This is a genomic window from Anaerolineae bacterium, assembly GCA_016931895.1.
Taxonomy (GTDB): Bacteria; Chloroflexota; Anaerolineae; order 4572-78; family J111; genus JAFGNV01.
The window spans coordinates 1-24,344 of sequence record JAFGDY010000037.1 but is presented as its reverse complement, the minus strand read 5'-3'; the positions used below and the strand labels follow the sequence as shown (position 1 = coordinate 24,344).

The window sequence follows — 24,344 nt, the reverse complement described above, 5'->3', positions numbered from 1 at the left end:
ATTGCCTGAATAACGATGGATGAGAGCGGCCCAAGCCTCGTCCGGCCCGGAAAGACCTTTATCTTTCAAAATCTTTCGCCCTTCTGTTTGTCCTAAACCGGTGAGTTGGCGTGAGCGAACCGGCGAGACTTCTCCCTCCAACGGAGCAAACTCCCCAGGCTTTTCTCGACTGGTCAGTATCAAACAGCTCTGATGATTAGTTTGGCCTGCTCGCCTCAATAACTCGCCATAATCCTCATACCCGGGCTGGTAGTGGCCAGCCCATTCGCCTTCCTGCAAGATTGCCTCAGCATTATCAAGTACCAATAAACAACGATGCCGGCCCAAGCAATCAACCAAGCGTGATATGCTCCGATTGACACTGCCTGCTGTGTCGTCTTGGGGTTGATTGGACAAAATCTGGAAACACTCATTGAGAATATCTTTAACGGGGGGGGCATTGCGTAACGAACGCCAAATAATGTAATCAAACCGATGCTTAACTTGTTCTACCAGCTTTGCCGTGAGCGCAGTTTTGCCAATACCCCCCAGGCCTAGCACGCCAACCAACCGGCAGTGATCATCGACAATCCATCGCTCTAACTCAGCCAATTCTTTTTGTCGCCCGTAAAACATGCTTACATCAGGAGCCTCTCCCCAATCTCGGAGACAAGGTCGCGTCGCGCCAACAATCCCCTGTCGCAAGTCATCCAAAGCAAATGCTGTTTCGGCTCGAATATTCTGATTTGTGGCTTGGGTGGTAGAGGTATCAAGAGGATGATCAATGCTGCGACGTTTCGCTAAATACTCGTCAGCAACAGCGCATAATTCACCCCAATTTTGAAAGGGGAGGTCTTGATAGTCATGGTGTATGGCCCGGTTAGCTTCCTTTAGGAACGTTTGTTGGCAATCCTCAACCTCTTTCTCGCCGGCCAGGGTTAGTTGATCAATGCATAGCCCGACCAGGCAAGCCAGATAGCCTAAAGGAGGAGCCAGTTCTCCTCTCTCATATCGAACAATCGTGGTGCGATGCAAATGGAAGTGGGCGGCAGCCTTAGCCTGAGAGGAGAAAACTTGCTGGCGCAGCATGCCAACAAAGCCAGCCAAGTCATACTTATATTTTGGCAGCGAGCGAGACCTGACCACGTGTTTTTCCTCCATGTGTGCAATTTATGTAGCGCACCTGTGCGACGCAGGCTGATATTCTAAAAGCAGGATAGTTAGTGATGTTTCGGCCCAAACATCCTGATCCAAACCGGGCCACAGATCATTCGCGAGTGGGTTGAACGACGTTTCAACTGTTCAACCGAGGGATCCTTCATCTCAATGGCTCTCCTAATTTTACGGAAAGGGGGTCCTTCGAGATGTTGAAAAAGCGCATCATTGCTGTTCTCACGGGTCTGGCCTTGCTGGCCGCAGTCGCCGGTTCGTTGGGTGTGGTGGCTGACTCGCTGGGGCTGTCGGTGACATCGCAGGCTCATGCTTGTAATGTTGGCGGCGCTTCCGGTGGTGGCTGTTAGTTTGTAATTGCTTTAGCCTGTTGCAGTTTGTTAGACCCTTAGCCTGACAAGCTGCAACGGTATTTTATGAGTCGTGATTGTAAGTAAGGATAGCGTGCATCCCAGTTACGTGATTGGCTGAGATTCTCTAATTCATTCAGTTGCTCTGTTGCTAGCTGTTGATTTTCTCTCGCTAATTCATATTCTACTACGCCAATCAAGGCTTCGATTTCACCATACTCATTTTTTAACTTTCGACAGGCATCTAATCCGGCTTCCAGGTATCTTCTAGCTTTGTTCCATATTTTTTGATCAATGTAGGCTCCCCCCAGGCTGATCCATGCTAAAGCCAGCCCGATTGGATTTGAAGATTGCCGGAAGATTGCTTCTGCCTGCCGAGCCTGTGCTTCTGCTTGCACCGGCTCACCGCTTAACCTGTAAGCAACGCCCATATTTAAATAAATTAAGCCAAGTTCGATTTCCTCTCCAGTAATTCTGGCCTGATGAAGAGCTTTCTTTAAATAGTCCAGGGATTTTTTACTACATTCCATCTGGTTGTAAAGCAAACCCAGGTTGATGAACCCCCGCATCAAGCCATGATTGTCGGCCATAGTTTGCCAGATTGCGCAGGCACGCTCAAGATGCTGTTCGGCCTTGTCCCAGAAACATTTTCGGGTATATAGAACCCCCAGGTGATTCTCGGTGTGAGCGCGTCCGTGGTCACTATTGATGGTTTCAAAAATGTTCAAGGCATGACAACACAAAACCTCGGCCCGATGCCACTGACCTTGTTCAATATAAAGAAAACCCAGGTTGGTGCAGGCTCGCGCTTCCTCAAAGCGGTTGCCTATTTGGCGGGCCAGCCGAACAGTGTGTCGATGTTGGACGATGGCTGGCCCGATGCGGCTTTGCTGCTGCAACAGCCGGGCTAACAAAGCTGATAAAGTGGTAGCTTTGGCTACATCTTCAAGTCGCTGGGCCACTTTTAGAGCTTGGTCCAACAACCGGTTCCAGCTTTCCCAGTAACCACGCCTTTCCATAAATGAGGAGAATGTCACGATCACTTGGTAGACGCACGGCCAGGCTATCTCCAGGTCGAGGGCAAATGAAATGGCCTTGAGAATACGATCTCGCTCGCGGTCCAGGGCAGCGATGTCGGTGGATTGTTGGGTGACGTACTTCTGCCAGTATTGCACATTGGCCAGGACGTAATGGCGAAAAAGGCCGGAGAAATTTTGACCATTGGCCAGGTCGCTGTTTGTCATAAGGAATACCATGGATAAGAACAAAATCCAACGAACTTATCCATAGCATACCATGAAAATCTGGTGTAAACAACGTCAAGTAGAGAAACGGCAACCGTTCCGCAACTTCATAGCCTGAATTATAAGGAACGGAAAGTCACCCGCTCAAACAGATCTAAAATCGAAGTGGCTTGATGTCTTATGTTGAATATCACAAAATGGGGATACACCCTGACCAGGGCAACGTATTGATGAGATTTGATTTCATTAAAAATATCGCAAGGGGGAAATTGACCTCAAAGAAGCAGTCAAATTGTTTACCCGATTTAGCCCTTCTGGTTTGGTTCTGGCCCGATAGCGAAGCCGAAGCGCCTTCGAGGTAGCCTCATACAGGTTAGGGCACAGGGAAAAAATAATTATGTAAAGATGGCTCCCACCCCCATTTACAACAGCATGAGAGCCGCCTCTGTCAATTTCTCGGATACTTCATACTTTATTCGGCTTCATCCTTAACAAGGGATTAGACCATCGTCTAGCAAATCCAGTTGATGCGAGAGCTGATTCCAACCGTTGTTTTTCAGACGGTTCAGATTTTGTTTTAACTCATCTTCCATTGCCTTTTCTATCGCTTGCTCGATAGCCCGATCAATCAACTCTGCCGGGGCCAGGTCGGGTTCTGCTTGAGCCAAACGGTACGCTTCGCCAACAATAAGGGGCAGGGTGTTCGCGTGTATCTTGTCCCGGTAGAGATGCAAGCCGGTCAGACCATACTCTTGAACGACCCAATTGGCAAAGTCGCGCAACCCTTCATCGCCACAGGTCAGCAGGACGATATATTTATCTCTCAATAGATTTTTTCCCCCAAGTTCAGTCAAGCGCGCCTCCAGTTGGGCGTCATTCTCAGCGGTGATGAATAAGACGTTGGGGGTCGTCGGAAAGTTATCCAACGAGAAAGATATCTGTTCGTCGCTCACTGTCACACCGGCATCCTTAACCGCTTCCGGTATTTGGCGGGCGAATTCTCTCTGTTCATCATTCAGCGATGTCTCGTCGACCACGACCCCCAAGTTCTCTACCCGCGCTGGCGTCTGTTGGTCAAGATTTTCCTTGGCCAGTTCAGGATTGCCATCAAGGTAGACGACCGGCTCATTGGGCAGCCATTGTGACAGGCGAATAGCCAGCGCTTGTGAGTCCAACGGTTGCCCCTGGCCGGATTCATCACTTGGGGGGAAATAACTTCCCTGGTCATAATTCTCGCCTCCTTCGCCGTCGGGAATATCCGGCTCTTCGTCGGGAAAAATGATGGGCGGCCCATCAAAAGGAGGTTCCTGGCCGTCACCCCCGCCGCTTAGGGCGGCCTTGATCTTTTCCTCTTTTTCTGCCCGCCCATCTACCGGCCTTTCCGGATCAAGCAAAGCGTTGAACGTATCCCAAGAGATATCTGGAAGCGTAATTTCTTGACCACCAACCTGCCAGGCCGTTCCTTCGCCTCCGTTAATCTCATAGGCATAGCCAAATGTCTTTCCCGGTTCACTCTGTTTAGCCACGATGCCTCGCCGGATGAGGATGTCTGCGCTGCGCCCTTTGATGACCGATATCCACTGATCTCCCACCTGCCAGCAGGCCATAAGGTCGCGCGGATGGGATACTTCAGGCTCAGAGTCAGAAACTGTAAAGACAAACGTTTCATTCTGCTTCTCTCCCTTGAACCGAGAGGGGTAGACGCTGAATCGTTCCGATATCCGGAACCCGTTCTGGAACTGAATTTTGCCGCTTGATAGTAAATCGGCGTGAGCCATTGAAATTTGATCCCAACTCAGGCCTGATTGAACCAGCTTTTCCAGGAAAACAATCTTTCCCACGGCCTCGACCGCGGCCTGGTGGTTGGGCCTGACGAGGGAAGGTTTGGGTTTAAAGAAGCTGTTCAACCAGGCCTCGAAAGTGGACGGGATTTCGTTCAATTGAGCTTCGTAGTATTGGTTCTCTTCCTCTGTTGTCTCGTCCTCAGTACCGTCTGGCAAGATATAGACGTAAGAAACCCCTTTGTCCTGCAACAGGGCCGATATGCCGCCTTCTTCTGACGCGCCCTGAAAGTGGGCGTGGCCCATCAATAGAATGGCTACGTCTGCATTTTCCTGTTTCATCGCTGCCAGCGAGTTGTCCACCATGGGGAGATCTCGCTCGTCCGCTATCCTGAGAATCGGGGTGAGTGTTTTTTGAAATTCCTCATAGGCCGTCTCCAGGGCGGTTGTAGAAACAGATTCTTTGGCTGCGGTTTCCAACAGGTAGTCGTAGAATTCGATGAAGTCGATTTTTTCATCAATAAAATCGGCTATTTTCTGGTCCAATTCATCGGTGTACTCCAGCTTCTCGACCAGGGCGGAAACTTGATCAATCAGGTCTTCCCAGCCCTGCTGAACAGCCGGGTCATCGAGATCCGTCTCTTGATCCATTGCTGTCTTGCTCTGGTTCCACAGAGCCATATTTTCTACGCCGATTGTTTTGACGTCTGGCCCAGCAACGAGGGCGGCGTACTCGATGCCTGATATTTCGTGGGTCTCCAAAAAAGCCCAGGCCACTTCACGGCGGATCGTTGGGTCTGGAATGGCGTCGAAAAAGCTCGTATCCACGGCTTCACCGTAGCCCTCGATCAACAGGAGCGGAATATCATATTTAGCCAGCAACTGTTCCGCGATGCGAGCGACGTTCTCTTGCACCTTATAGCTGGCGTGATTCTCCCCAATCAGCACGATCAGTTGGCCACTGTTTCCGGTGTGCCGGGCCTCGATGGCGCCATAAGCCATATCAAATTCAACCTCTTCAGGAGATTTGAGCGGCTGGCGGGGGGGGGTAGGTGTTAGGATTGGAATAGACGTAGTGGAGGTTGGAGTTGATACCGAAGATGTGGGCAAGGTAGGAGGACTTGGGGACGTAGACGAAGAGACGGTTGTGTCAGGGGGAGGCTGTGTAGCAAGAGGCGTAGAGGTCGGTTCAAGACCGACGCTCTCGGGTGTTAGGGTGGCCTGACTGCATCCTGTCAGGGTTACCAAGGCCAATAGTAAGGCCGCTGCCAGAGTTACTGCCCAGAAATTCATTTTTTTCATGACTCTATCTCCTTTATTTATGCGTCTAAACAACTGCTTATTATGATGAGTCACCAACCGAAGACTGCCGGTTGTAGTAGATGGCACCCTTTTTATTGCCAAGCTGCCCTCAAACAATCTTATCCTGTAGCTCTTTGACCAGGGTCAAAGCCTGATCAAGATACTGGTCAGACCGGGAAGGCCGATTTAACTTATTCAACTGCCGGCTAATATCCTCATACAACGTTATAAGCTCCTGGCGAGCTTGTAATTGCTCCATGTCGTTTCCTTGCTCCAGAACCGTCTGATAGACCGCGCTCGCTTCCTGGTATAACCCGTAGTGCGCCAATATTCCTCCTTGCATCAATTGGCGTTCAAAGGAATCCATCTCCTCGTACCACGTCGTTTGCCGGTCTATCCACCGGGCCGTTTGCTCATCAACCAGCCAGAAGATGCCGCCCTCCCAACTTCTCAATTGTTTTTTCCCCTCGTAGGCATAGGTGATCCACTCGTATTGCGCACCCGGCTCAACCTGGTCTTTGGGCACAGTGATTTCTAGATCATTTGTTTCCCATTGCGCCAACAATTTTTGTTGTATATCAAACAGTTGGCACTGGTAGCGACGACCTGCGCCGGCCAGGCTGGTCCACCTCAAGATAGGACAAGGACATTGACGTAAGCTTGTAAAATGGTAAACAAAGCCAGGTTTGGATGGGTGGCCCAGGGCGCCTATCACCGAGGTCAATCGTTGTTGAGCCAACTTTTGAGTATGCGCCAGCACGTCGGGCGGCATCTTGGCGGCCGACCCCTGGCTTACCGAGGAGTCCAAGGCAATCACCAGCCCATTGTCGCTTAAAATTTGCCGGATCTCGCGGAGACGAAGCTGGATTGGCCCGGATAATAGCACCCGGACGGAAAGACTGTTTTCGTCCAAGGGGAGTTGATAGTGAAAGCGGATATGCCCACCTTGAATTGAAATACGTTCCAGATAGGAGCGCAGCCAGCTGAATACCTGGGTTTCAAGAGGTTCCTTCTTTTGCCCCAGTTCGTTTACCGCAGGTTTGGCGGAAGTCAAAGCCAGCATGTCTGCCAGGCTGAGAAGCGCCGCCAGCAATGCCGGACGTACTTGTTGGGGGCCACTACCTGAAGCTCTGTACTTTTCGGCGGCCAAGTCAGCTTCTTGATGTCCCAGACAAACCAGGGCAATCTCCGACACCGGATCTGCCGGCGTCAAACCCAACGAAGGATATAGACCACCGGCCAGGCTATTTTTAATCCATTCGGACGATAGCTCGTGATAATAGTCGCGTACCAGTTGAGCAAGTTGTTCCAGGTTATGATCATTGCCCGGCTTCACCCGATTTTGGAAAACAATGGCGCGTTTGAGCTGGGGAAAGTACCGGCCAATATCGTGCAAATATGCCGCCGCAATCAAAGTGAATGTTTCTAACTCACTTAGTTGCTTATCAGCCGGCAGCAACCCTATCAGATGCGCTAAATAGCTAATGACCTGGACAACGTGATGAAAGTAAGGCTGTTCTTGCGCTGGTTGGGTAGAGCGTAGGATTTGTATGATTGCTTGTTGGATGGGTTCCAATCTGGGGCCCAGGTGCTCCAGTGAAAACCGGGGCGTCTCTTTTTGTAATCCCTGAATTTTCCCTTCTATGTCCTCTATTTCTATTAAAATCTCAGGAGGCGTATTCAATCCCCGCAAGGCCTGTTGCTCTTTGAGTTTTTGTAACCGACGAGTGTAATAGCTGATTATCAGTTCTTGGGCGCTTTGGGACTCTACCCGGATACTACCAGAGATAAAGTGAGGGGAGGGGGGCGATTCCAACTGGTTTTTCTCGACAGGCAAATAGGTAAGAATGACCTGTCGAATATCTTGTATGGCGTTGCGTAACTCCGCAAAGGGTGGAATCGTGGCCTGATGTTCGGCTAAGTTTCGGAGATTCCTGTACGTTTTCAACCGTTTAACTAACTGGGCTTCGGGAGGAGGATTGGCATAGCGCTGCATGCCGTTGGTCAAATCATAAAAAGTAGGTTTGCTGATTTCCACTCCATCTTTTGATAATATCTGTCCTGCACAAACGTCGTACAAGTACGCCTTTAAGGCTAATTCTAAAGCGCTAACGCTTTGTGTGGCTGCTGTATTGAGCGCATTTTCATACTCAGGAATATCACCCGCGACCACGGCATCAAGAGCTTGCTGGAAAGACAAACAACCCCGGTTAAAGCGGTGGATGATTTTACCCAAATTGTGCATTGGCTTCAATACTCCCCACAAGATAACGCGCAACGCCGGCGCGTCGGAACAGGGCATAAGGTCAGAGCCGCCCACCGCTCCGGGCGCGGCTTATAGACGGGTTCTATACCTTGGCAATTGGAGCTGCTACGTCTCGGCCACTGCTTCCCATTTAGCCACCTCGTTGAGCAAAAAGGTTTCGGTCAAACGATGGATGCGATAACGACGATCTTGAAGATTTCCCTGAACCTCAACCAGAGAAAGTGTGACCAGTTGGTCCAAAGCCTTGTTCAATTGGTCCACGCCAAGCTGGCTTACGGCAACCAATTGGGCAAAATTGCCCTCTTGGGCTAACGGCATTGCCAGGAGCGCCTTTTGCCCCGCATCATCCAGGGTATGCCAGACTTGCCAATAGATATGGGTATACAACTCATCTATTCTTTCGCCTTGCGCCTGTTTAAGGTTTTCAAGCACCCGGGGCAATGACAAAAAACGGATCTGCCCCACAATTAGTTTAAGGGCCAGGGGATTTCCGCCCACAATACTATAGATACTTTCCAATTCAGCTTGCGAGGCAGCGGTCAATTCCGGGATCCGCCGCACGCGCGCTTCATCTCTGAGAAAAGTGAACGTGTCGGCCCGGCTCAATTCTCTCAAGCAGAGGCAATAAACGTCGGAGTAAGCCTGCAAACTGTGGCGACTGGTCAACAGAAATCTGGTTGGATTGGCCAACTGGCGGAGCGTAGGCAGCAGGGTTTGGTAGTCAATCACTGTTTCCAGGTTATCAATAACCACAAAATAGGAGGTTTCTTTAAGTAATTTAGTTAGCGTGGCCAATTTTGTCTGGAGAGAAGTCGAGAGGGGCGCTTCAGCGTTGAGCTGTTCAAGCAGGCTGTTAGCTAACGCATCTACATCAAGCGCCGGTTGATTTGTCGGCTGAAGTCCGAAAGGAGGGAGAAAGTCTTGTTGTTTGGCGCTCTTCCAGATGATGGCTTTGAAATAGTCGGTCAAGGCTACTTCACGAACCAAAGCCCCGGCCAGGGTAGTTTTGCCAATACCCCCGATCCCTTCAATTGAGATGAGCCATGGCGGCCCGACGGCGGCCAATAAATCCAGGAGCGTATTTAGCTCACTTTTAACCCCAACCAGATCCACTTGAACCGGAAGATTCAATCGCCTTTCTAATGTAGCCTGACACTCATTTCTGGCCTGACCTTCTAACCTGTGTAGAAGCGTAGCCAAGTGATGTATTGCCTGCTGTTGCCGTTTATAAACTGTACCCTCGGCGATATTGAGTTGTCGGGCAATGGTATATACCTTCATCTGATCCAGAAACCGAAGGCGCAATAGGCGGGCGTACTGTCCCTGTTCTGCTTCTAACGCCTGTAAGGCATCAAGAATCACCCGGTTGGTTGCTTCGCGGGTGTCGCCCGTTTCACGTTGAATTTGTCGGAAGAGATAAAGATCATCAAGAGGGCTGGTGTTTGTGCCAGGCTTGTGCCACAGTTTGAGGGCTGTGTGAAGATTATCCTTGAGTGTTGGCAAGGATATTGAATTTGTTGGAACGGCGCCTAAATCTTTCTGCCCCATAAAACCCTCCTCAATCGTGCCAGTTACCTCTAGGATACCATAAATGCCAACTGAAAACAATACAAAATGTAGAAACAGGTGAGGTTGAGGATAGGTCAGGATAGATTTTAATAATAAAGGTGGAGAAATAGATATAAAAGAGGGAGCACAAGATAGAGTTTTTAGGGTATGATGATTCTATGAGACCATACGATACTCATAATAAGGGCTTAAGCTTAAGCCTAAGTTAGGCGAAAATGGAAATATCGGGATTAAAATAGAATACCTATTTCGCAGGTTGTGTGCTTGATAGAAAAATGCGTCAATGATTGAATCGAAAGGTTAGGGTTTACTGATGAGACGTTTGACAATTAACATAAGTGTAGTTTTTGTTTTAAGCTTAGGACTAACGTCATCCTTGTTATGGTTATTCGGTGGGCAACCGCCTTCTGTTTATGCTCAGGGTAACGACGGTGTAAGTATTTACCACGTCGCCCTATCTTGCAGCGGCGTGCCCGTCCCCTGCTACACCAGCGTGCAAGATGCCGTAGACGCCGCCGACGACCCTGGCGACCTCATCAAGGTGGCGGCGGGAACTTATACCGGCATCAATAATCTGGGTGGAATGGCTCAAGTCGTCTACATCAGCAAGATAATTACCATTCGAGGCGGCTACACCACCAGTAATTGGACTACCCCTGACCCGGAAGCCAACCTGACTGAGTTAAACGCTCAAACCTTGGGCCGGGTGATGTTCATTGCCGGACCCGATGTGAACGTCACTGTGGAGGGTCTGCGCTTGACCTATGGCAACGCTACTGGCATAACTGGCGGGGAGGCAGGAGGCGGGCTGCGAGCTACGGAAGCTACGGTGACCTTAAACCATACCTGGATTATGAGTAATACCACCCCCAGTTCAGGAGGCGGCGTATATATGAAGGATGGCCTTGCCACAATTGAAAACTGCGCCATTCAGAATAACCGAGGGGAGGAAGGCGCCGCTTTACGCCTGAGTGGGATGAATGCTTCAATTAAACAAAGCGCGATCCAAGATAATACCGCTACAAGTGGCACGCCTCGGGGGTCGGTTATTAATATTACTGGTTCCGGGAGTCTGGTAACCTTGGTCAATAACATCCTTCAAGACAATAAATCGAATGGGGTGACGACTTTCGGCGCAATTTATCTAAAGGACGGCCAGGCCAGCTTGATCGGCAATCAGATTCTCAATAATACCAAGAGCGGCGGTGTTTATGCAGAGTTTGCAGGAGTTATCACTCTAACCAATAATGTAATCCAGGGACACAGTGATCCTGGCGTATTTGTTTACGCGACCGACTCTGTTCTGATCAATAATACAATAGACGATAATCACCCCGGCGTACACATTGATCAGGTAGGAGGTAATGTTACTACTCTGCTGGAGAGAAACCTGATCCAAAATAATCAAAACGAGACTTTTGGGGCCAAAGGGGGAGGCGTATATCTGCACTCCAGGGGAGCCCCTCTTACCCTGACCAATAATATTATTCAGGATAACATTTCGGGCCTGGACCCTGTTGCTCCTCACGGTAATGGCGGGGGCGTGTACATAGAAGGCAATAATATTATCCTACAAGGGAATATTATCCGGCGTAACCGGGCCAACGAATTTTGCCACTCAATTACGGGTTGCTTGAATCAAGGTCGAGGCGGGGGAATTTACGTGAGCAGCAATGCCGATGACGCCCTGCTGGTGAACAACATTATTACCAACAACCAGGCTGAAGGCAAAGGCTCTGGTATCTGTATTATTGGGAGTTCGCCTACGTTATACCACAACACGATTGCTAATAACGGCGGCCCGGTCGATCCGGAAGCTATCGGAGTCTATGTTGGGCACACTTCTTCCGGCCAGGTGTCCCAGCCCAAGTTCTACAATACCATCCTTGCCGGCCAGGCCGCGGGAATTGAAGTCAATGGAGATGACTCGAATATAGCCGTTATTGACGGTATTCTCTGGTGGGGCAACACCATTAATACCAGTGGTGGAGGAACTTTCCTGATCACTAACGAGGACACCGGCAATCCCGCTTTTGCGAACCCAGCAGGCTACGATTACCATATCGTAGGCCCTGGTTCGGCGGCGGTTGACGCTGGGATTGACAAAGGCACCACGAACGATGTAGATGGTCAAACCCGTCCCCACTATGGCGGTTACGACTTGGGGGCGGATGAATGGTGGCCGTTGGTGGTCGTCGAAACAGCCTCGCCGGACACAGTAGCGCCGGGAGACGTGGTAACCTATACCCTTGCCTTGACCAACACTACTGATATGGCCATGAGTGTACGTCTCACTGATACACTTTCTAGTTATGTAAATTATCTTGGCCCGCTGAACTGCAACAATGGCGATGGGGAGTATGCGTCTGGCGTTGTCGCCTGGACGGGCACCGTGTTCTCTACCACCCCTACCATTATCTCTTTTGCGGTGCAGATTGCCTCTGATGCACCCAGTATCATTACCGGTTCTGTGGTTATTAGTGATATTTATGGTCGCTTTCAAGCTGACCCTGCTCCGATTTTGGTGGAATCAAGCTCACGCAAGGTCTATCTACCGGTGATACTATGTCATCAATCATAGTGGTAGCTTTTGGTATCCACACGCCCATTTCAGTCGTTAACAGAGATGTTCTATGGCAATAACGAGAAGAACTCGCCTAACAAAGCATTTGCTACCGAGTTGCTAATCCTGGTTCGTTTTAGTGACGCCCTAGTAATTGAGGTTGGTTGCGCTCACAACGTTGGTTTTTATACCCGTAATCGGCAGAAACGCGGCGCTAAGTGCCTTCAGTCAGTCATCCGATCAATTTTCTCTATAAGCAGGATATAGCCTATGCCCAGAGCTGAAGATTATGTTTTTGTTTTGTGGGCAGACGAATTTGAGGAGACAGCAGCCACTATTTTTGTCACCGAACTGCGCCGGGCCGGGCTACGAGTGAAAGTGGTTGGCCTGACGCAACGGCGTTCAAACGGTATTTATGGCCTGGCTTTGGTTCCCGACTTAACACTTGATGAAACGTTGCCCCTGGCCCTTAACGCAATTTGTGTGGTCATTCCTTGTAAATCACCAAGAGTTAAACAGCTCAGGAATGACCCACGCTTGCGTGAGTTTTTTTATCAGGCGCACTCAAAGCGTGCCAGGTTTGTGATTGGGCAGTTGAATGAACCTGATATAGCCAATCTGAGGCTGTTTCCAGTATCTACAGACAATGTCATCGTTTATCCAGAGGAAGGTTTGGCCGAATTTGTGCGTAAATTGGCCGCTTCGTTGACAACCTCTGTTCAATAGAGGTGATATTTTGTATTGCAGAATTATACGTAACAGGAGAAACCAATGAAAACTATATCATACATTGTTGATCTAACCGTCTTTTTTATTCTTATCTTTGCCTTCGACATGAACTGGATTGTTGCATTCATTATCTCAGAGATTGTTGGCTGGTCTATAAGGGCAATGTTTGGTAAAGAAACCAAAATTGAGAAACCAGGTTGAGCATTTCTTTAGGACGCAATAATGTGGCTTGACATGACCGGAATACCAAAGCCAGATATTTTTCCGTTGGGCGCCTTACCCCAAGGTGGCAAGGCTACAAAAAACACGCCGGGCGCGCCAACTTGGGCCGATAACAAGGTCGGCCAGATTATGTTTGGGCGACTGACCAAAGAGAACAAAGAAATTACCACCCTGTACAACATTGGGGTAACTATCAACTCGAGCCTGTGCCTTGAAGAGGTCATCTCAAAACTCCACAAAGAGAGTAACCGCCTGATAGACACCTCAAACTTTGCCATAACAGTTTACAATGAGCGCGCGCATACCCTGGATTTTTTGCTTGTTTTTGAGCAGGGTCAGAAAATGAAACCTTTTTCGGTTCAGCTCTCGAATCGTCAAAACTTGAGCGATATTCCCCTTACCCACCAGATACCCCTCCTGGCGCGAGATATTCTTGAAAACAATGTCATTGAGAGCAATCGGCTTCGCTCTGAAAAGCCAATTCGCTCCTGGCTGGGGGCGACTCTTCTCAATCCCGCCTTGCCCCATGAAAATGCGTTGGGGGCTATTGTTGTTTGGAGCTATGAGCCTGATGCTTTCACCAATCGTCACCTGTGGCTGCTCTCGGCCATTGGCACTCAGGCGGCCATTGCCATCCGTAATGTCCGCCTGTTTGAGGCCGGTCAACGGCAAACCATGGAAATGGTAGCCATAAATAATGTAACCCGCACGCTTTCTGCCACGTTTCAACTTGACGACGCGCTCAACTGCATTATGAGCCAGGTTTACAATTTGTTCAATGCAGAGACGGCCTTGCTGCTTTTGGTGGAGCCAGCAACGGGCGACCTTGTTGTTCAAACTGTCCTGGGGAACAACCCCGCCTCGGCCAGGTCATTTCGTATTCGCCAAGGACAAGGTGCTGCCGGTAAAGTCGCCCTGACCGGCAAAGCCATTGTGATGAACAATGGAAACAAGCCGGCGCGCAACCTACTGTGCGCGCCGCTGGTTCTGTATGACCGGGTTATTGGCGTGTTAGAGGTGAGAAACAAAAAAGGAGATTTTAGCCGGAACGATTTGGAGTTACTCCAGGCCATAGCTTCTTGTGCCGCCATTGCCATTGAGAATGCCCGTTTGCGTGAGAATATGCTGGCCGAACGGGACCGGGTGATTGAGATTGGCGAGCAAACTCGTAAAGAAGTAGCCAGCGATTTGCACGACGGCCCTATCCAATTGGTCAGCGCCATGATGATGCAATTGCAATTCTGCCGGCAGGCATTGGAAAAAGACCCCTCTCTACTGCCAAAACAATTTGTCTCAATGCATGAGTTAGGCCAGCAAGCTGTTCACCAGATGCGGACGATGCTTTTTGAGTTGCGGCCACTGGTTTTAGAAACCGAGGGCCTGGTTGCCGCTTTACGAGTTTTTCTGGAACGCCGCCGGCAGGAAGTCAAAACAATCAGGCTGACCCTGACCCTGAAAACCCACCAGCCAAGTGGTCAGATTTCGCGGCTGGAGGATAAAGTCGAGGTAGCTCTCTTTGCCATAGTCCAGGAGGCAGTCAACAATGCCCTCAAACATGCCCAGGCCAACAATATTATTGTGCATCTCAAAGAATCTCCAACCGCCATCTATGCCACTATTGTTGATGATGGCAAAGGGTTTGAGATAGATAAGGTTATGCGCAATTACGAGCAAAGGGGAAGCCTGGGTTTGGTCAATATTCGGGAGCGAACCGAGTTGATCGGCGGCGAGCTGGCGATGAATTCTGCGCCGAGCCGGGGCACGCACATCAGCGTCTATGTGCCAAAAGCAAAAGAAGAGCGTATGCAAAAGCGGGCAACAACGGGGCGGCTGTCTCGTCCATTTAATACGTCGCCAGGCGAATAAACCCAGCCGCCAACGTATGAACAATGGCAAGGAGCAGCCTAAGAAAATAATCTGGTATTGCGGGTGAGCCGACGCTATCCAATAACATATCTTGCCAGGAGAAAAAAATGAGTAACATTGACGTGAATAATACGACAACAGATTCAGAAACAAAAGTGGCTATTGAAAAGAACAATCAACTGGACGATTGGGTTAAGACTTGGATTGAGCAAATTCAAGCAGCCCGAAAGGTGGTTAGCAAACGAGGCTGGTTAAGTTTTCTGATTGGCGGACTGGGCCCCTTTGTGATTGCCGGCCTTGTGTCCTTACTGGTCCCAAATCAAAGTGGAGGTATATTCTGTTGGGGGGGGACGCTAGGCATGGTTGTAGCCTGGCCAATTCTCCATAATCTGTTAGCCACCAGAACCAAAAAACGTTTTGCTCATCAATTGGCAATGGAAATCCGCCAAACTTGCGAAGCCGAGGGTTTATCCAGAACGGAGACAGTTGAAGCCTTGTCTACCCAAGTCGCTCCGGAAGGGATGCGCAATACAATCTTGACCACCGTGGATTCGGAAACAATGGCCATGCTGGGCATTCGCCAGCGAGGCCTGGCGTTTTTCGATAACAAAGGTAAGGCAAAAGAGGATGACGCCTTGAAGTTTCGAGCCATTACCCTGGACTATCTCTCTCACAAACTGTACGTTGAGGCCATTGCCGCTTTGGGGGTAATATCTACCATCTACGGGGAAATAGCGCCTCCCTTTGATACCGGTGTAAATGTGGATTTTCTAATCCAGAACACCTACAACCCGACCCAGCGGGTTCAATTGGCCACCCGCAAGGTATTGAGCAGTTTTGATTTTGAGGCTGACCTGAAGGCTATCTTGGATACAAGCACCAAACGCCGAGACGCCTCGCTGCTCAACTTCTTCCTGGCAGCCCAAGGACAAGGAACGGAGGAGATAGCGGCGTTGGCCGAGGCCAGTGAGGCCCTTAAGCCATTTATCCGTGATAAGGTCTTTATTGGCGCCTGCATTGACTACCTCGGTGATCGCGTAACCCGGCAAATCCAGGCTCTCCAGGCGCTGGTCTTGATTCCCGATAATCGCATTGTACCTTACTTACTAAAGGCCTTTGATTTGTTGCCTTTTTACCCTCAAGGCATTGATGCCCTGAGCCGCCTTGGTGAAAGCATTCATCCTCAACTCCTGGAGGCTCTTCTCACGGGTAACGCCAACCGGCGATTCAACGTGGCCTTGGCTTTGGGTATCATGAAAGTAGAAACGGCCAAGCCGCTCTTCACGGACTTACTGAAAACGGCGACTGACCCGGTGGAACGAGTAGGCTGTTGGTATGGCCTGGTGAATTTGGGAGAGAAGAAATGGCTGGACGAAATCATGCAGGCTTTGGATCACCCAGATAGCAACGTTCGCCACGCCGCGGCCATTGCTTTGGAGCATCTTTCTGAACCGTTGCCGGATGATGTCTATTTGCGCCATCTAACCGATACCCATGAAGTGGTGCGATTACGCCTGACCCGCAAATTAGGCGCTCAGGGAACAGATCGTTCGGCCTTGATTGATGCTTTGATCGCTCGCTTTGAGGACGGCCAGGAATCAGTGCGTTCGGCGGCAGTGGATGCCGTGGTCAAGTTAGGGGTTGAGAAAGTCTACGACCGGATGGTTAGTTTGACCCAAAATGGGAGAGGGGCGACGCGCGATTGCACTTATGAGGTATTGGGGCAATTGTCGGATCCGCGGGCGGAGCCACTCCTGGTTGAGGCGTTGCAAAAATACCAGCCCGATGATACCCGCCGGGCTATTCTCTCAGCCCTGGCCGGTCTGCAAGCTGTGAATGCTGCCGAGCAAATAGGTCATTATCTGAACAACAAGGAGTTGTCTGGAGCCGCATTCTGGGCTTTGTTGAGAATAGGTTTCAAAGATGGTGAGGCGGCGAGAAAGATATTACGGCAGCACAATGATCGTCCCCAAAAACTCTTTGCCCTGACCATCTTGGGTGATGAGGGGGCCAAGAGGCAATTTAAGGGGATGTTATCATCTTCCACCGACATCCAGACGTTGCTCCAGGCGTGCGACCATGCCCGTGTGCTCAGTAATCCCGATTTTGAAACTCCCTTGCGCAACCTATTGAGCTACAGCAACGAACAATTCACGCCCACCGACAAATACATCCCGTATGCAGCCTTCAAGGCCTTGATACACACCCTGCTGGCCAAGCCATAAGCTGTTCAAGTCAGAATACGCAGGGTCACATCTAAAGAAAGAAAGCGATTATGATTACCTGTCTCCAAACTGTGGACGTAAACAATGACAGCCATCCGGCGCGCGTCCCTATGTGGGGGTCGTTATCTGCCTCTAATGAATCCCTAAATCATTCTATATTTGTCATTCCTGTATTAGACAAATTGGTTATCTATGCTCCCCTTCACAATCTGGTCGCCCTGGTCGACCGCACCGCGATACTGCATTTGCGAGAGAGCCTGGCCGCCGGGAAAAAAGTTGGCGGAAAACAGTTGGACGAGATCATCCATGTCTTGAGTACCAGGGCTAACCCTGCGCCGGGGCCAAAGCAGGGAGATTTTAGGCCGGCATTCCTGGGGCTGTTGCCTACCCGGGGCTGCAATCTCTCCTGCCAATACTGCGGTTTCCTGACTTCCGACGAGTCTACCCAGGTGATGGACCTTGAAGTGGCATGTCAGGCCGTAGATTGGTATATGGGCATGGCGAGCGAATCTGGCCAACGTAATGCTGAAATCCACTATTTTGGTGGAGAACCCTTTTGTGTCGAGGAGATACTGGATTTGACCGTCAGCCTGGCCCGGATTCGGGCTGAGGAGATCGGGTGTACCGTTCGTTTCGAGGTAGCCACGAACGGAACCTTCAGCGAAAAGCGTTGCCAATGGGCGGCGGACAACCTGGACACAATTGTGTTGTCATTAGACGGGTTGGCCGACATCCAAAATTGGCACCGGCCTTATAAGAATGGACAGGGTAGTTTCCAGACGGTTGTCCGCAATGCGAAGATTTTATCCGAGGGCGCCGCTGGCCTCTTTTTCCGAGCCTGCGTGACCGATCAGACGGTGAACAGAATGTCTGAAATTGCCCGCTGGTTTTGTCAAAACTTCCGCCCCCAAGGGGTATGCTTTGAACCCGTTCAACCGATGGCCCAACCCGGCGCAGTTCGATTCGAGCCGCCGGATCCATGGCAGTTCGCCCACAATTTCATCCGCGCTGCCTGGGTTTTGGAAGCCTACGGCGTAACGCCTGTTTACGCCGCTGCGGATATCAGCGCCAGACGAACAACTTTCTGCCCGGTGGGACAGGATACGGCCATTGTGTCGCCCGATGGCCTCATCAGCGCTTGCTATTTGCTCCGGTCGGATTGGGAAGCTAAAGGTTTGAATCTGTGCCTGGGGTTCATCAGGGATGATGGCGCGGTGGAACTGGATGCCGAGGCCGTTGCTTCTGCCCGGAATCTAAACGTCTGGAACAAGCCCTTCTGTGCTCGCTGTTTCTGCAAATGGCATTGCGCCGGAGGATGTCACGTAAACCACGCCTTATCTGATGCAACAGGTGAATATGATCGCCTCTGCCTTCAGACCAGAATTATCACCTTGCGTAACATTCTCAAGGCAATTGGGCGGGAAGACCTGGCCCGTGACTTGTTGGTGGATTGCGAAGCGTTAGAAAAAGCAATCCGGCAGGCGTCAGACTTGTTGGTTGATATAGAGGAGTAAATGATGCCCCATAAAACCACGTTGCCAGATGACGAATGTCTCACCTATTGCTGTGCGCCGGCCGTCGCTTGGTTGAGGGACGCTGACCAAATCCTCTTAGTTGATCCGGCGAGGAAGCAGTTCTGGCCTATTCGCGGCGCAGAAGCGGCGATATGGGATTTTATGATCCTGGCTTATCCATACGAAAAGATTGTCCGTTTTCTGTCGTTACTTCTGGGGACCTCAACCGGCGAGGCGAAAAAGATATTTCTAGCCGTGTTACGTGACTGGCAGCGTAGGGGCGTCATTCAAGTTGTAGAGGAAAATAAACGTGGCGAATCTGGCAATCACGACCGTCTGTAATCAAAATTGCCCATATTGTTTTACCGTTGATTACCTGAACAAAGCGGGAAGACATCGGGATTTCATTGACCTCGAGGATTTTGAGAAAAGTTTGAGTTTTCTGGAACGGTCTGGCATAGATGAGATTCGACTGTTGGGTGGCGAACCAACCTTACATCCGCAATTCGTCGAACTGATTGAGCGGGCCAGAAAAACTGGCAAACGGATCATCGTCTTTTCCAATGGACTGATGCCCAAAAAGGTATTGTTTTATTTGGAATCGCTTCCCGTCGCTGAATGTACCATCTTGGTCAACGTCAATGAACCGAGGACGGTAAAGGAGGAGCTTCATAAACGACGGTATATGGCTATCCGGCGATTGGGAGAACGGGTCTTGTTGGGTTTCAATATCTACCAGGCTGATTTTCAGCTAGATTTTCTCCTGCCGATGATTACTGAGGCAGGCTGTAAACCCGCTATTCGTCTAGGTATAGCCCAACCCTGTCTCTCCGGCGACAATCAATATGTTCATCCTAATCAATATGTTGCTATTGGCAAAAAAATTTCCCGCTTTGCCCGCATTACGGCTAAAGCCGGGGTGAGCCTGGAATTTGATTGTGGCTTTGTGCGATGTATGTTTTCCGATACAGACCTGGAAATACTCAAAACTGCGGGAGCCGACGTGGGTTGGCGATGCAATCCTATCCTGGATGTAAGTGTTGAGGGTCAGGTGATCCACTGCTATCCTCTATCCAATCTGGGTAGCCTGCCCTTAACCCCGGAAACCGACGCGCCAGCCTTGCGAGAGGCCTTTGCCTCTCGCACCCGCCTCTATCGCCAGGCGGGTATTTTCCGAGAATGTTCTACGTGCCCGTTCAAGATCGCTGGCGAATGTCCCGGCGGCTGTCTGGCCGTCACTATCCGGCGTTTTCGCCACACCCCGTTCAGGCTGGCCATTCCCTATCAGGAGGCAACTTTATGACAACCTGGGTCATTCCGTACGTGGATCAACCACACTCTTTTTGGGAAGAGATTGCTAATAGATTCGGCCCATACATCAAGGAGGTTTATTTTCCCGCGCCCGGTGGGGTTACTGCCTCCGGCCGGGGCAAACAGCCGGAAGAGCTGATGGATACCTTCTTGCGAAATGCTCCTTTGCCCAAGTCGGTGCTGGTTAATCCCATTGTCCTGCCCCGGCCGGTTGAGGAGATTGGGCCGCAGATTTTGGACGTTCTAAAGCAATTGCATGGTGACTTTGGCGTGAGCCGGGTAACGGTAACCAGTCTGGCCCTGGCCCGGTTAATCAAAAAGACCCTCCCTGAATTCAACATTACCGCTTCTGTTTTGATGGACATTGCCACCCCATTACAGGCTTTGATGGTGCAAGACTACATAGATGCCATCGCACCGAGTAATCGACTGGTACGCGACATCCAGGGCCTGAAGCGATTGCGACAGGCTTTTCCGGGAGAGATTCGTCTTCTCGTCAACGAAGCCTGTCTCCCTGGTTGCCCCTATCGTACCCAACACTTTTACGAGATGGGTTATGGTCAGTTCTTGCCAAAATCTCTTTGCCAACAAATGTTAGACGAGCGCCCGTGGCTTAGATTAACTGGCGCCTGGATATTGCCCCAACATCTGGCTCATTATGAGGGTCTCTACGACAGTCTCAAGTTGGCCGGCCGGGTGACGCTACGCGAGCGAACCAAATACCTGACGGTCCTGGAAGCTTATATTCAGTGTCGGCCACTTCTGCCAGATGATATAGGGGGAGGGCCAGCATCGGTATTAGAAACTATTGGCATATCGGACGAATGGTTCGAGTATATTTTGTATTGTGATAAGAATTGTCATACCTGTTCGATCTGCCAGGATTATTACAAAAAATCAAAATTATTAAATACGGAGGGAAATAATGTCAACAGAACCTGATGGAAAAAAACAAGATCAAGAAGCAAAACAGGAAGAGGGGGCAAAGGAAGAACCCCAGGTATTCGCCGTGCAAAAGGATCTGACGGGTTGGCAGTTTAACCGCCGAGATTTCCTGGCCGCTGCCGGCGCAGCCACAGCCGCAGCCACTATGGCTGGATGTGGGGCGCAACCAGAACAGCCGGTTGCGCCTGCGCCTACGGCCACCCCAACAAAGATGATGATGCTGACCAAAACGCCTACCCCGACCAAGGTTCCCACGAACACGCCCGCGCCCACCAGTACATCTACCCCCACCAAAACCCCTACCAGAACCCCCACTAAAACCCCCACCAGAACCCCCACTAAAACCCCAACCCCTCAACCCATAGCCATTGTTAACAACAAAGAACTTAATGTGCGTTATGGGCCGGGCGTAAATTATGATATCTTGGGGGTAGTCAAACAGGGAGACGAATTATTGATTACCGGCCGCCTGGCGGACGAGTCTTGGTATCAAATTGATTATAACCATCAACAGGGTTGGGTTTATGGCGAGATGGTGATTGCTAAAAACGCAGACGATGTGCCCGTTATCGCCGATATTCCTCCTACCAACACCCCGGCTGCAACGCCAACGCCGGCTGCAACGCCAACGCCGGTTGCAACACCAACGCCGCCAGGCGTTCAGGGTACGGTCGCGCCCGGCCAAGAAGGTATTGAATACACCTTCACGAATGAAAACGGGGAAGTACTCACCTATACCATGCCTTGCGGGTCGCCTATCCCAGAAGGCGCAGTGTGTGTCTGCAACTGCGTGATCGCAGAATTACCGGGCCAGACAGGCAGCACTCCCCCAGATCAGGAAGGCATCAACTTCACCGGCCCCGGCGGTGAAACCCGCTGGGCGGCATGCGGTTCTCCCATCCCGGATGGCTGGACGTGTTCCTGCAACTGCGTCGCCCCGGTATGTGGTTGCCATGCGGACTGTTCTTGCGACAATCATAGCAGCCACTATTGGTATCCTTGTTGAGATGGTATGTCATTAGCTATGTTTGTGACAAACGACCGGCCGGCAAAGAGTCGTTCCCGTTGACTCTGATGTTCCGACAATTCAAAAAGAAAAGGAGAATCAAACTTGCGACACGGTTCACTATTGGTATCCAAACTGATGCTTATGGAGATTTTTACTATTCCAGTGCAGGATAAGTTTATTCTCTATCGGCCGTTGTTGCAATTGGCCTTCGTGGGAAACCGGCCTATGGCCGACTTGACCTTACGTTTGGCCCATCATAAGTCGTTTCCTGACCTGTCTGGCCAAGATGATGAGGCGGCAGCTTTTCTCAAATCTATTGGTTTTCTAAGGCCGGACCCTTCGCCTCCTCAACCACCAAACTCTACATATCATCCTACGATGGCCGTGTTACTCCTAACCAATCGCTGTAACTTGCGCTGCACCTATTGTTACGCCAATGGCGGGGAAGAACCTGTAGAGGATCTCTCTTTGGCGTTAGCCCGGGCGGCGATTGATTACGTTTACCAAAATGCCGTCGAGCAGGAACGTCCATATTTTGATCTGACCTTTCACGGCGGCGGGGAGCCTGTCCAGGCCTGGAAAACTCTGCAAGAGGCCACAAATTACGCCCGCAGTAAAACGCTATCCTGTCGCGTCTCGATGGTCAGTAATGGTATCTGGTCTACGCGCCAGCAGGCGTGGATTCTCAAAAACCTAAACAGCGTTAGTATCTCGCTTGACGGAGGGCCGGAAACCCAAGATCAACAACGACCCTTTGCCTCTGGCCGTGGCTCTTTCAAAGCCGTTATGCGCACCATAGAGGCCCTGGATAGAGCCAAATTCCCTTACGGCGTTCGCATGACGGCTATGGCCCCCTGGCGCAGCCAACTACCGGAAGACGTGCGTTTCATTTGCGAGGAAACCGGCTGCCCGGCCATGCAGGTCGAGCCGGCTTTCAATGCCCAGCGGGGCGAACATCGAGGGCCGACCGAGGTGGAGAGCGAGGCATTCGTAGCTGCTTTTATGGAAGCTTTTGAGATCGCCAAACGGGCCGGGCGGCAATTGACCTACTCCGGGGCGCGGCCCTGGTTGCTGACCCAGACATTTTGTACCGCCCCTTATGGCGCGCTCATCGCCAACCCGGCCGGTAATCTGGTGACCTGTTACGAGATTGCCAGCAAAAGCCACTCACTGGCGAAAATGTCCACGATAGGCTGTATTGTTGGCGGGCAGGTCATGGTGGATGACCAGGCCCGGCGCGCGTTCCTGGCCTACCTGGAGCAAAAGCAGACCAGGTGCCGAGACTGTTTTTGTTATTGGCACTGCGCCGGCGATTGTTACACCCGCTCTTTTTCCGCCGAAGCCGATAACACTCAGACGCCAAGTCCGCGTTGCGTGATGAATCGAGAGATCACGGCCCGTATCTTGCTCTGGTACATCATGGCCGGAGACGGCATCTGGCGGGGCCAGGGAGCGCATCCCCAAGAGGCCCAGTTGCTGCGCGCGTTTTGACAACGATAGGATAGTGAGGGTCAATGCCAACCACAACAGAGACAATACCCACGCGCTTGAGCGCAATCTATGAAGAGGTCAACCATTTCCAGCCAGAAAAATCCAACCTCAGTCTGCTCCGGCAGGCCTGGGAAACTCACGTGTCCCGGGCCAGGCAGCAAATCACTGGCCTTCATGTCGAAGCCGATGGGGAAATCCTATACCTGGGCGATCTCTCTCCCGGCTGCCGGGCCTGCAAGGAAGGCGCTTGGGACTGTATTTTTGTGACAATGGAATGTAATCTCAACTGTCCGTTCTGCTATAGCCCCCACGCTATTCCCCGTGACTACGCCGGCTCCACCTTTGGCGCAACCCCCGCCGAAATCGCCGAGAATCAGGCCAGAACACGCATCACCGGCGTCAGTTTTTCCGGCGGCGAGCCTTTTTTGAATCCCCAGAGATTGTTCGACTGGCTGGCTTGGTTCAAGGGCCGATATCCGGATAAGTATTACTGGCTCTATACGAATGGACTTTTAGCCGATCAGGCCTTCTTACAACGGCTGGAAGAATTGGGGCTTGACGAGCTTCGCTTCAACCTGGCAGCTACCGGCTATGACCATCCCCCGGTTATGGAAAACGTGGCCACGGCTGCTCGATTCATCCCCAACATCACGGTCGAAATTCCGGCCATTCCCGGGCATGCCGCCAAGCTTCTATCTTGTTTGGTGAAATGGAGTGAAGCGGGCGTCAAATTTCTTAACCTGCACGAATTAATGTACGAGCCAGGCACTAATGCAGCTTCAATGGTTGGAGAACGGCAACCCGTTGT

General features: G+C 50.9%; 18 protein-coding genes. 13 read left to right on the top strand and 5 right to left on the bottom strand.

Going from position 1 to position 24,344, the window contains the following annotated elements:
* Positions 1 to 1,125 (bottom strand): hypothetical protein (locus JW953_03180; GenBank protein MBN1991680.1); only part of this gene is annotated, 1,125 nt, incomplete at its 3' end.
* A gap of 218 nt (positions 1,126 to 1,343) precedes the next feature.
* On the opposite strand from JW953_03180, the gene JW953_03175 reads away from it, so the two are divergent.
* Positions 1,344 to 1,499, top strand: coding sequence for a hypothetical protein (locus JW953_03175; protein MBN1991679.1), 156 nt, complete (start codon positions 1,344 to 1,346; stop codon positions 1,497 to 1,499).
* A gap of 38 nt (positions 1,500 to 1,537) precedes the next feature.
* On the opposite strand, the gene JW953_03170 is transcribed toward JW953_03175, so the two are convergent.
* From JW953_03170 to JW953_03155, 4 genes are all read right to left on the bottom strand, one after another.
* Positions 1,538 to 2,743 (bottom strand): tetratricopeptide repeat protein, encoded by a 1,206-nt coding sequence (locus tag JW953_03170; protein ID MBN1991678.1) that lies wholly within the window; start codon positions 2,741 to 2,743, stop codon positions 1,538 to 1,540.
* A gap of 488 nt (positions 2,744 to 3,231) precedes the next feature.
* Positions 3,232 to 5,526, bottom strand: a complete 2,295-nt coding sequence (locus JW953_03165; protein MBN1991677.1) for a hypothetical protein — start codon at positions 5,524 to 5,526, stop codon at positions 3,232 to 3,234.
* A gap of 409 nt (positions 5,527 to 5,935) precedes the next feature.
* Positions 5,936 to 8,128, bottom strand: coding sequence for an HD domain-containing protein (locus JW953_03160; protein ID MBN1991676.1), 2,193 nt, complete (start codon positions 8,126 to 8,128; stop codon positions 5,936 to 5,938).
* Between the two features lie 69 nt (positions 8,129 to 8,197).
* Positions 8,198 to 9,640 carry a sigma-70 family RNA polymerase sigma factor gene (locus tag JW953_03155; protein MBN1991675.1) on the bottom strand — a complete coding sequence of 481 codons (1,443 nt, stop codon included), beginning with the start codon at positions 9,638 to 9,640 and terminating at the stop codon, positions 8,198 to 8,200.
* Between the two features lie 397 nt (positions 9,641 to 10,037).
* Here JW953_03155 and JW953_03150 point away from each other — a divergent pair, with 397 nt between their 5' ends.
* From JW953_03150 to JW953_03095, 12 genes are all read left to right on the top strand, one after another.
* On the top strand, positions 10,038 to 12,242 hold the full coding sequence (locus tag JW953_03150) for a right-handed parallel beta-helix repeat-containing protein (protein MBN1991674.1): 2,205 nt from the start codon (positions 10,038 to 10,040) through the stop codon (positions 12,240 to 12,242).
* Between the two features lie 252 nt (positions 12,243 to 12,494).
* Entirely contained in the window at positions 12,495 to 12,950 is a 456-nt protein-coding gene (locus tag JW953_03145) for a DJ-1/PfpI family protein (GenBank protein ID MBN1991673.1), read from the top strand.
* A gap of 45 nt (positions 12,951 to 12,995) precedes the next feature.
* Positions 12,996 to 13,154, top strand: coding sequence for a hypothetical protein (locus JW953_03140; protein MBN1991672.1), 159 nt, complete (start codon positions 12,996 to 12,998; stop codon positions 13,152 to 13,154).
* Positions 13,155 to 13,187: 33 nt separating this feature from the next.
* Positions 13,188 to 15,041 carry a GAF domain-containing sensor histidine kinase gene (locus JW953_03135; protein MBN1991671.1) on the top strand — a complete coding sequence of 618 codons (1,854 nt, stop codon included), beginning with the start codon at positions 13,188 to 13,190 and terminating at the stop codon, positions 15,039 to 15,041.
* Between the two features lie 107 nt (positions 15,042 to 15,148).
* Positions 15,149 to 17,266: a HEAT repeat domain-containing protein gene (locus JW953_03130; protein MBN1991670.1), complete on the top strand. Its 2,118-nt coding sequence runs from the start codon at positions 15,149 to 15,151 to the stop codon at positions 17,264 to 17,266.
* A 50-nt stretch (positions 17,267 to 17,316) separates the two neighbouring features.
* On the top strand, positions 17,317 to 18,780 hold the full coding sequence (locus JW953_03125) for a radical SAM protein (protein ID MBN1991669.1): 1,464 nt from the start codon (positions 17,317 to 17,319) through the stop codon (positions 18,778 to 18,780).
* Complete coding sequence (locus JW953_03120; protein ID MBN1991668.1) at positions 18,781 to 19,122, top strand: hypothetical protein; 342 nt, start codon at positions 18,781 to 18,783, stop codon at positions 19,120 to 19,122.
* Positions 19,091 to 20,083, top strand: a complete 993-nt coding sequence (locus tag JW953_03115; GenBank protein ID MBN1991667.1) for a radical SAM protein — start codon at positions 19,091 to 19,093, stop codon at positions 20,081 to 20,083. The genes JW953_03120 and JW953_03115 overlap by 32 nt, the downstream gene beginning before the upstream one ends.
* A complete protein-coding gene (locus JW953_03110; protein MBN1991666.1) occupies positions 20,080 to 21,033 on the top strand; it encodes a hypothetical protein in 954 nt (317 codons plus the stop codon). The genes JW953_03115 and JW953_03110 overlap by 4 nt, the downstream gene beginning before the upstream one ends.
* A complete protein-coding gene (locus JW953_03105) occupies positions 21,017 to 22,042 on the top strand; it encodes an SH3 domain-containing protein (GenBank protein ID MBN1991665.1) in 1,026 nt (341 codons plus the stop codon). Before JW953_03110 ends, JW953_03105 begins: the two co-directional genes overlap by 17 nt.
* Before the next feature lie 105 nt (positions 22,043 to 22,147).
* Positions 22,148 to 23,536 (top strand): radical SAM protein, encoded by a 1,389-nt coding sequence (locus JW953_03100; GenBank protein MBN1991664.1) that lies wholly within the window; start codon positions 22,148 to 22,150, stop codon positions 23,534 to 23,536.
* A 23-nt stretch (positions 23,537 to 23,559) separates the two neighbouring features.
* On the top strand, positions 23,560 to 24,344 hold a 785-nt coding region (locus tag JW953_03095; protein MBN1991663.1), incomplete at its 3' end, for a radical SAM protein.

Bases quoted from the DNA above. Each gene is read 5' to 3' on its own strand.
- JW953_03155 (MBN1991675.1), bottom strand. From the start codon at position 9,640: ATGGGGCAGAAAGATTTAGGCGCCGTTCCAACAAATTCAATATCCTTG.
- JW953_03160 (MBN1991676.1), bottom strand. From the start codon at position 8,128: ATGCCCTGTTCCGACGCGCCGGCGTTGCGCGTTATCTTGTGGGGAGTA.
- JW953_03145 (MBN1991673.1), top strand. From the start codon at position 12,495: ATGCCCAGAGCTGAAGATTATGTTTTTGTTTTGTGGGCAGACGAATTT.
- JW953_03125 (MBN1991669.1), top strand. From the start codon at position 17,317: ATGATTACCTGTCTCCAAACTGTGGACGTAAACAATGACAGCCATCCG.
- JW953_03110 (MBN1991666.1), top strand. From the start codon at position 20,080: ATGACAACCTGGGTCATTCCGTACGTGGATCAACCACACTCTTTTTGG.
- JW953_03135 (MBN1991671.1), top strand. From the start codon at position 13,188: ATGACCGGAATACCAAAGCCAGATATTTTTCCGTTGGGCGCCTTACCC.
- JW953_03105 (MBN1991665.1), top strand. From the start codon at position 21,017: ATGTCAACAGAACCTGATGGAAAAAAACAAGATCAAGAAGCAAAACAG.
- JW953_03175 (MBN1991679.1), top strand. From the start codon at position 1,344: ATGTTGAAAAAGCGCATCATTGCTGTTCTCACGGGTCTGGCCTTGCTG.
- JW953_03170 (MBN1991678.1), bottom strand. From the start codon at position 2,743: ATGACAAACAGCGACCTGGCCAATGGTCAAAATTTCTCCGGCCTTTTT.
- JW953_03130 (MBN1991670.1), top strand. From the start codon at position 15,149: ATGAGTAACATTGACGTGAATAATACGACAACAGATTCAGAAACAAAA.
- JW953_03165 (MBN1991677.1), bottom strand. From the start codon at position 5,526: ATGGCTTATGGCGCCATCGAGGCCCGGCACACCGGAAACAGTGGCCAA.
- JW953_03140 (MBN1991672.1), top strand. From the start codon at position 12,996: ATGAAAACTATATCATACATTGTTGATCTAACCGTCTTTTTTATTCTT.
- JW953_03120 (MBN1991668.1), top strand. From the start codon at position 18,781: ATGATGCCCCATAAAACCACGTTGCCAGATGACGAATGTCTCACCTAT.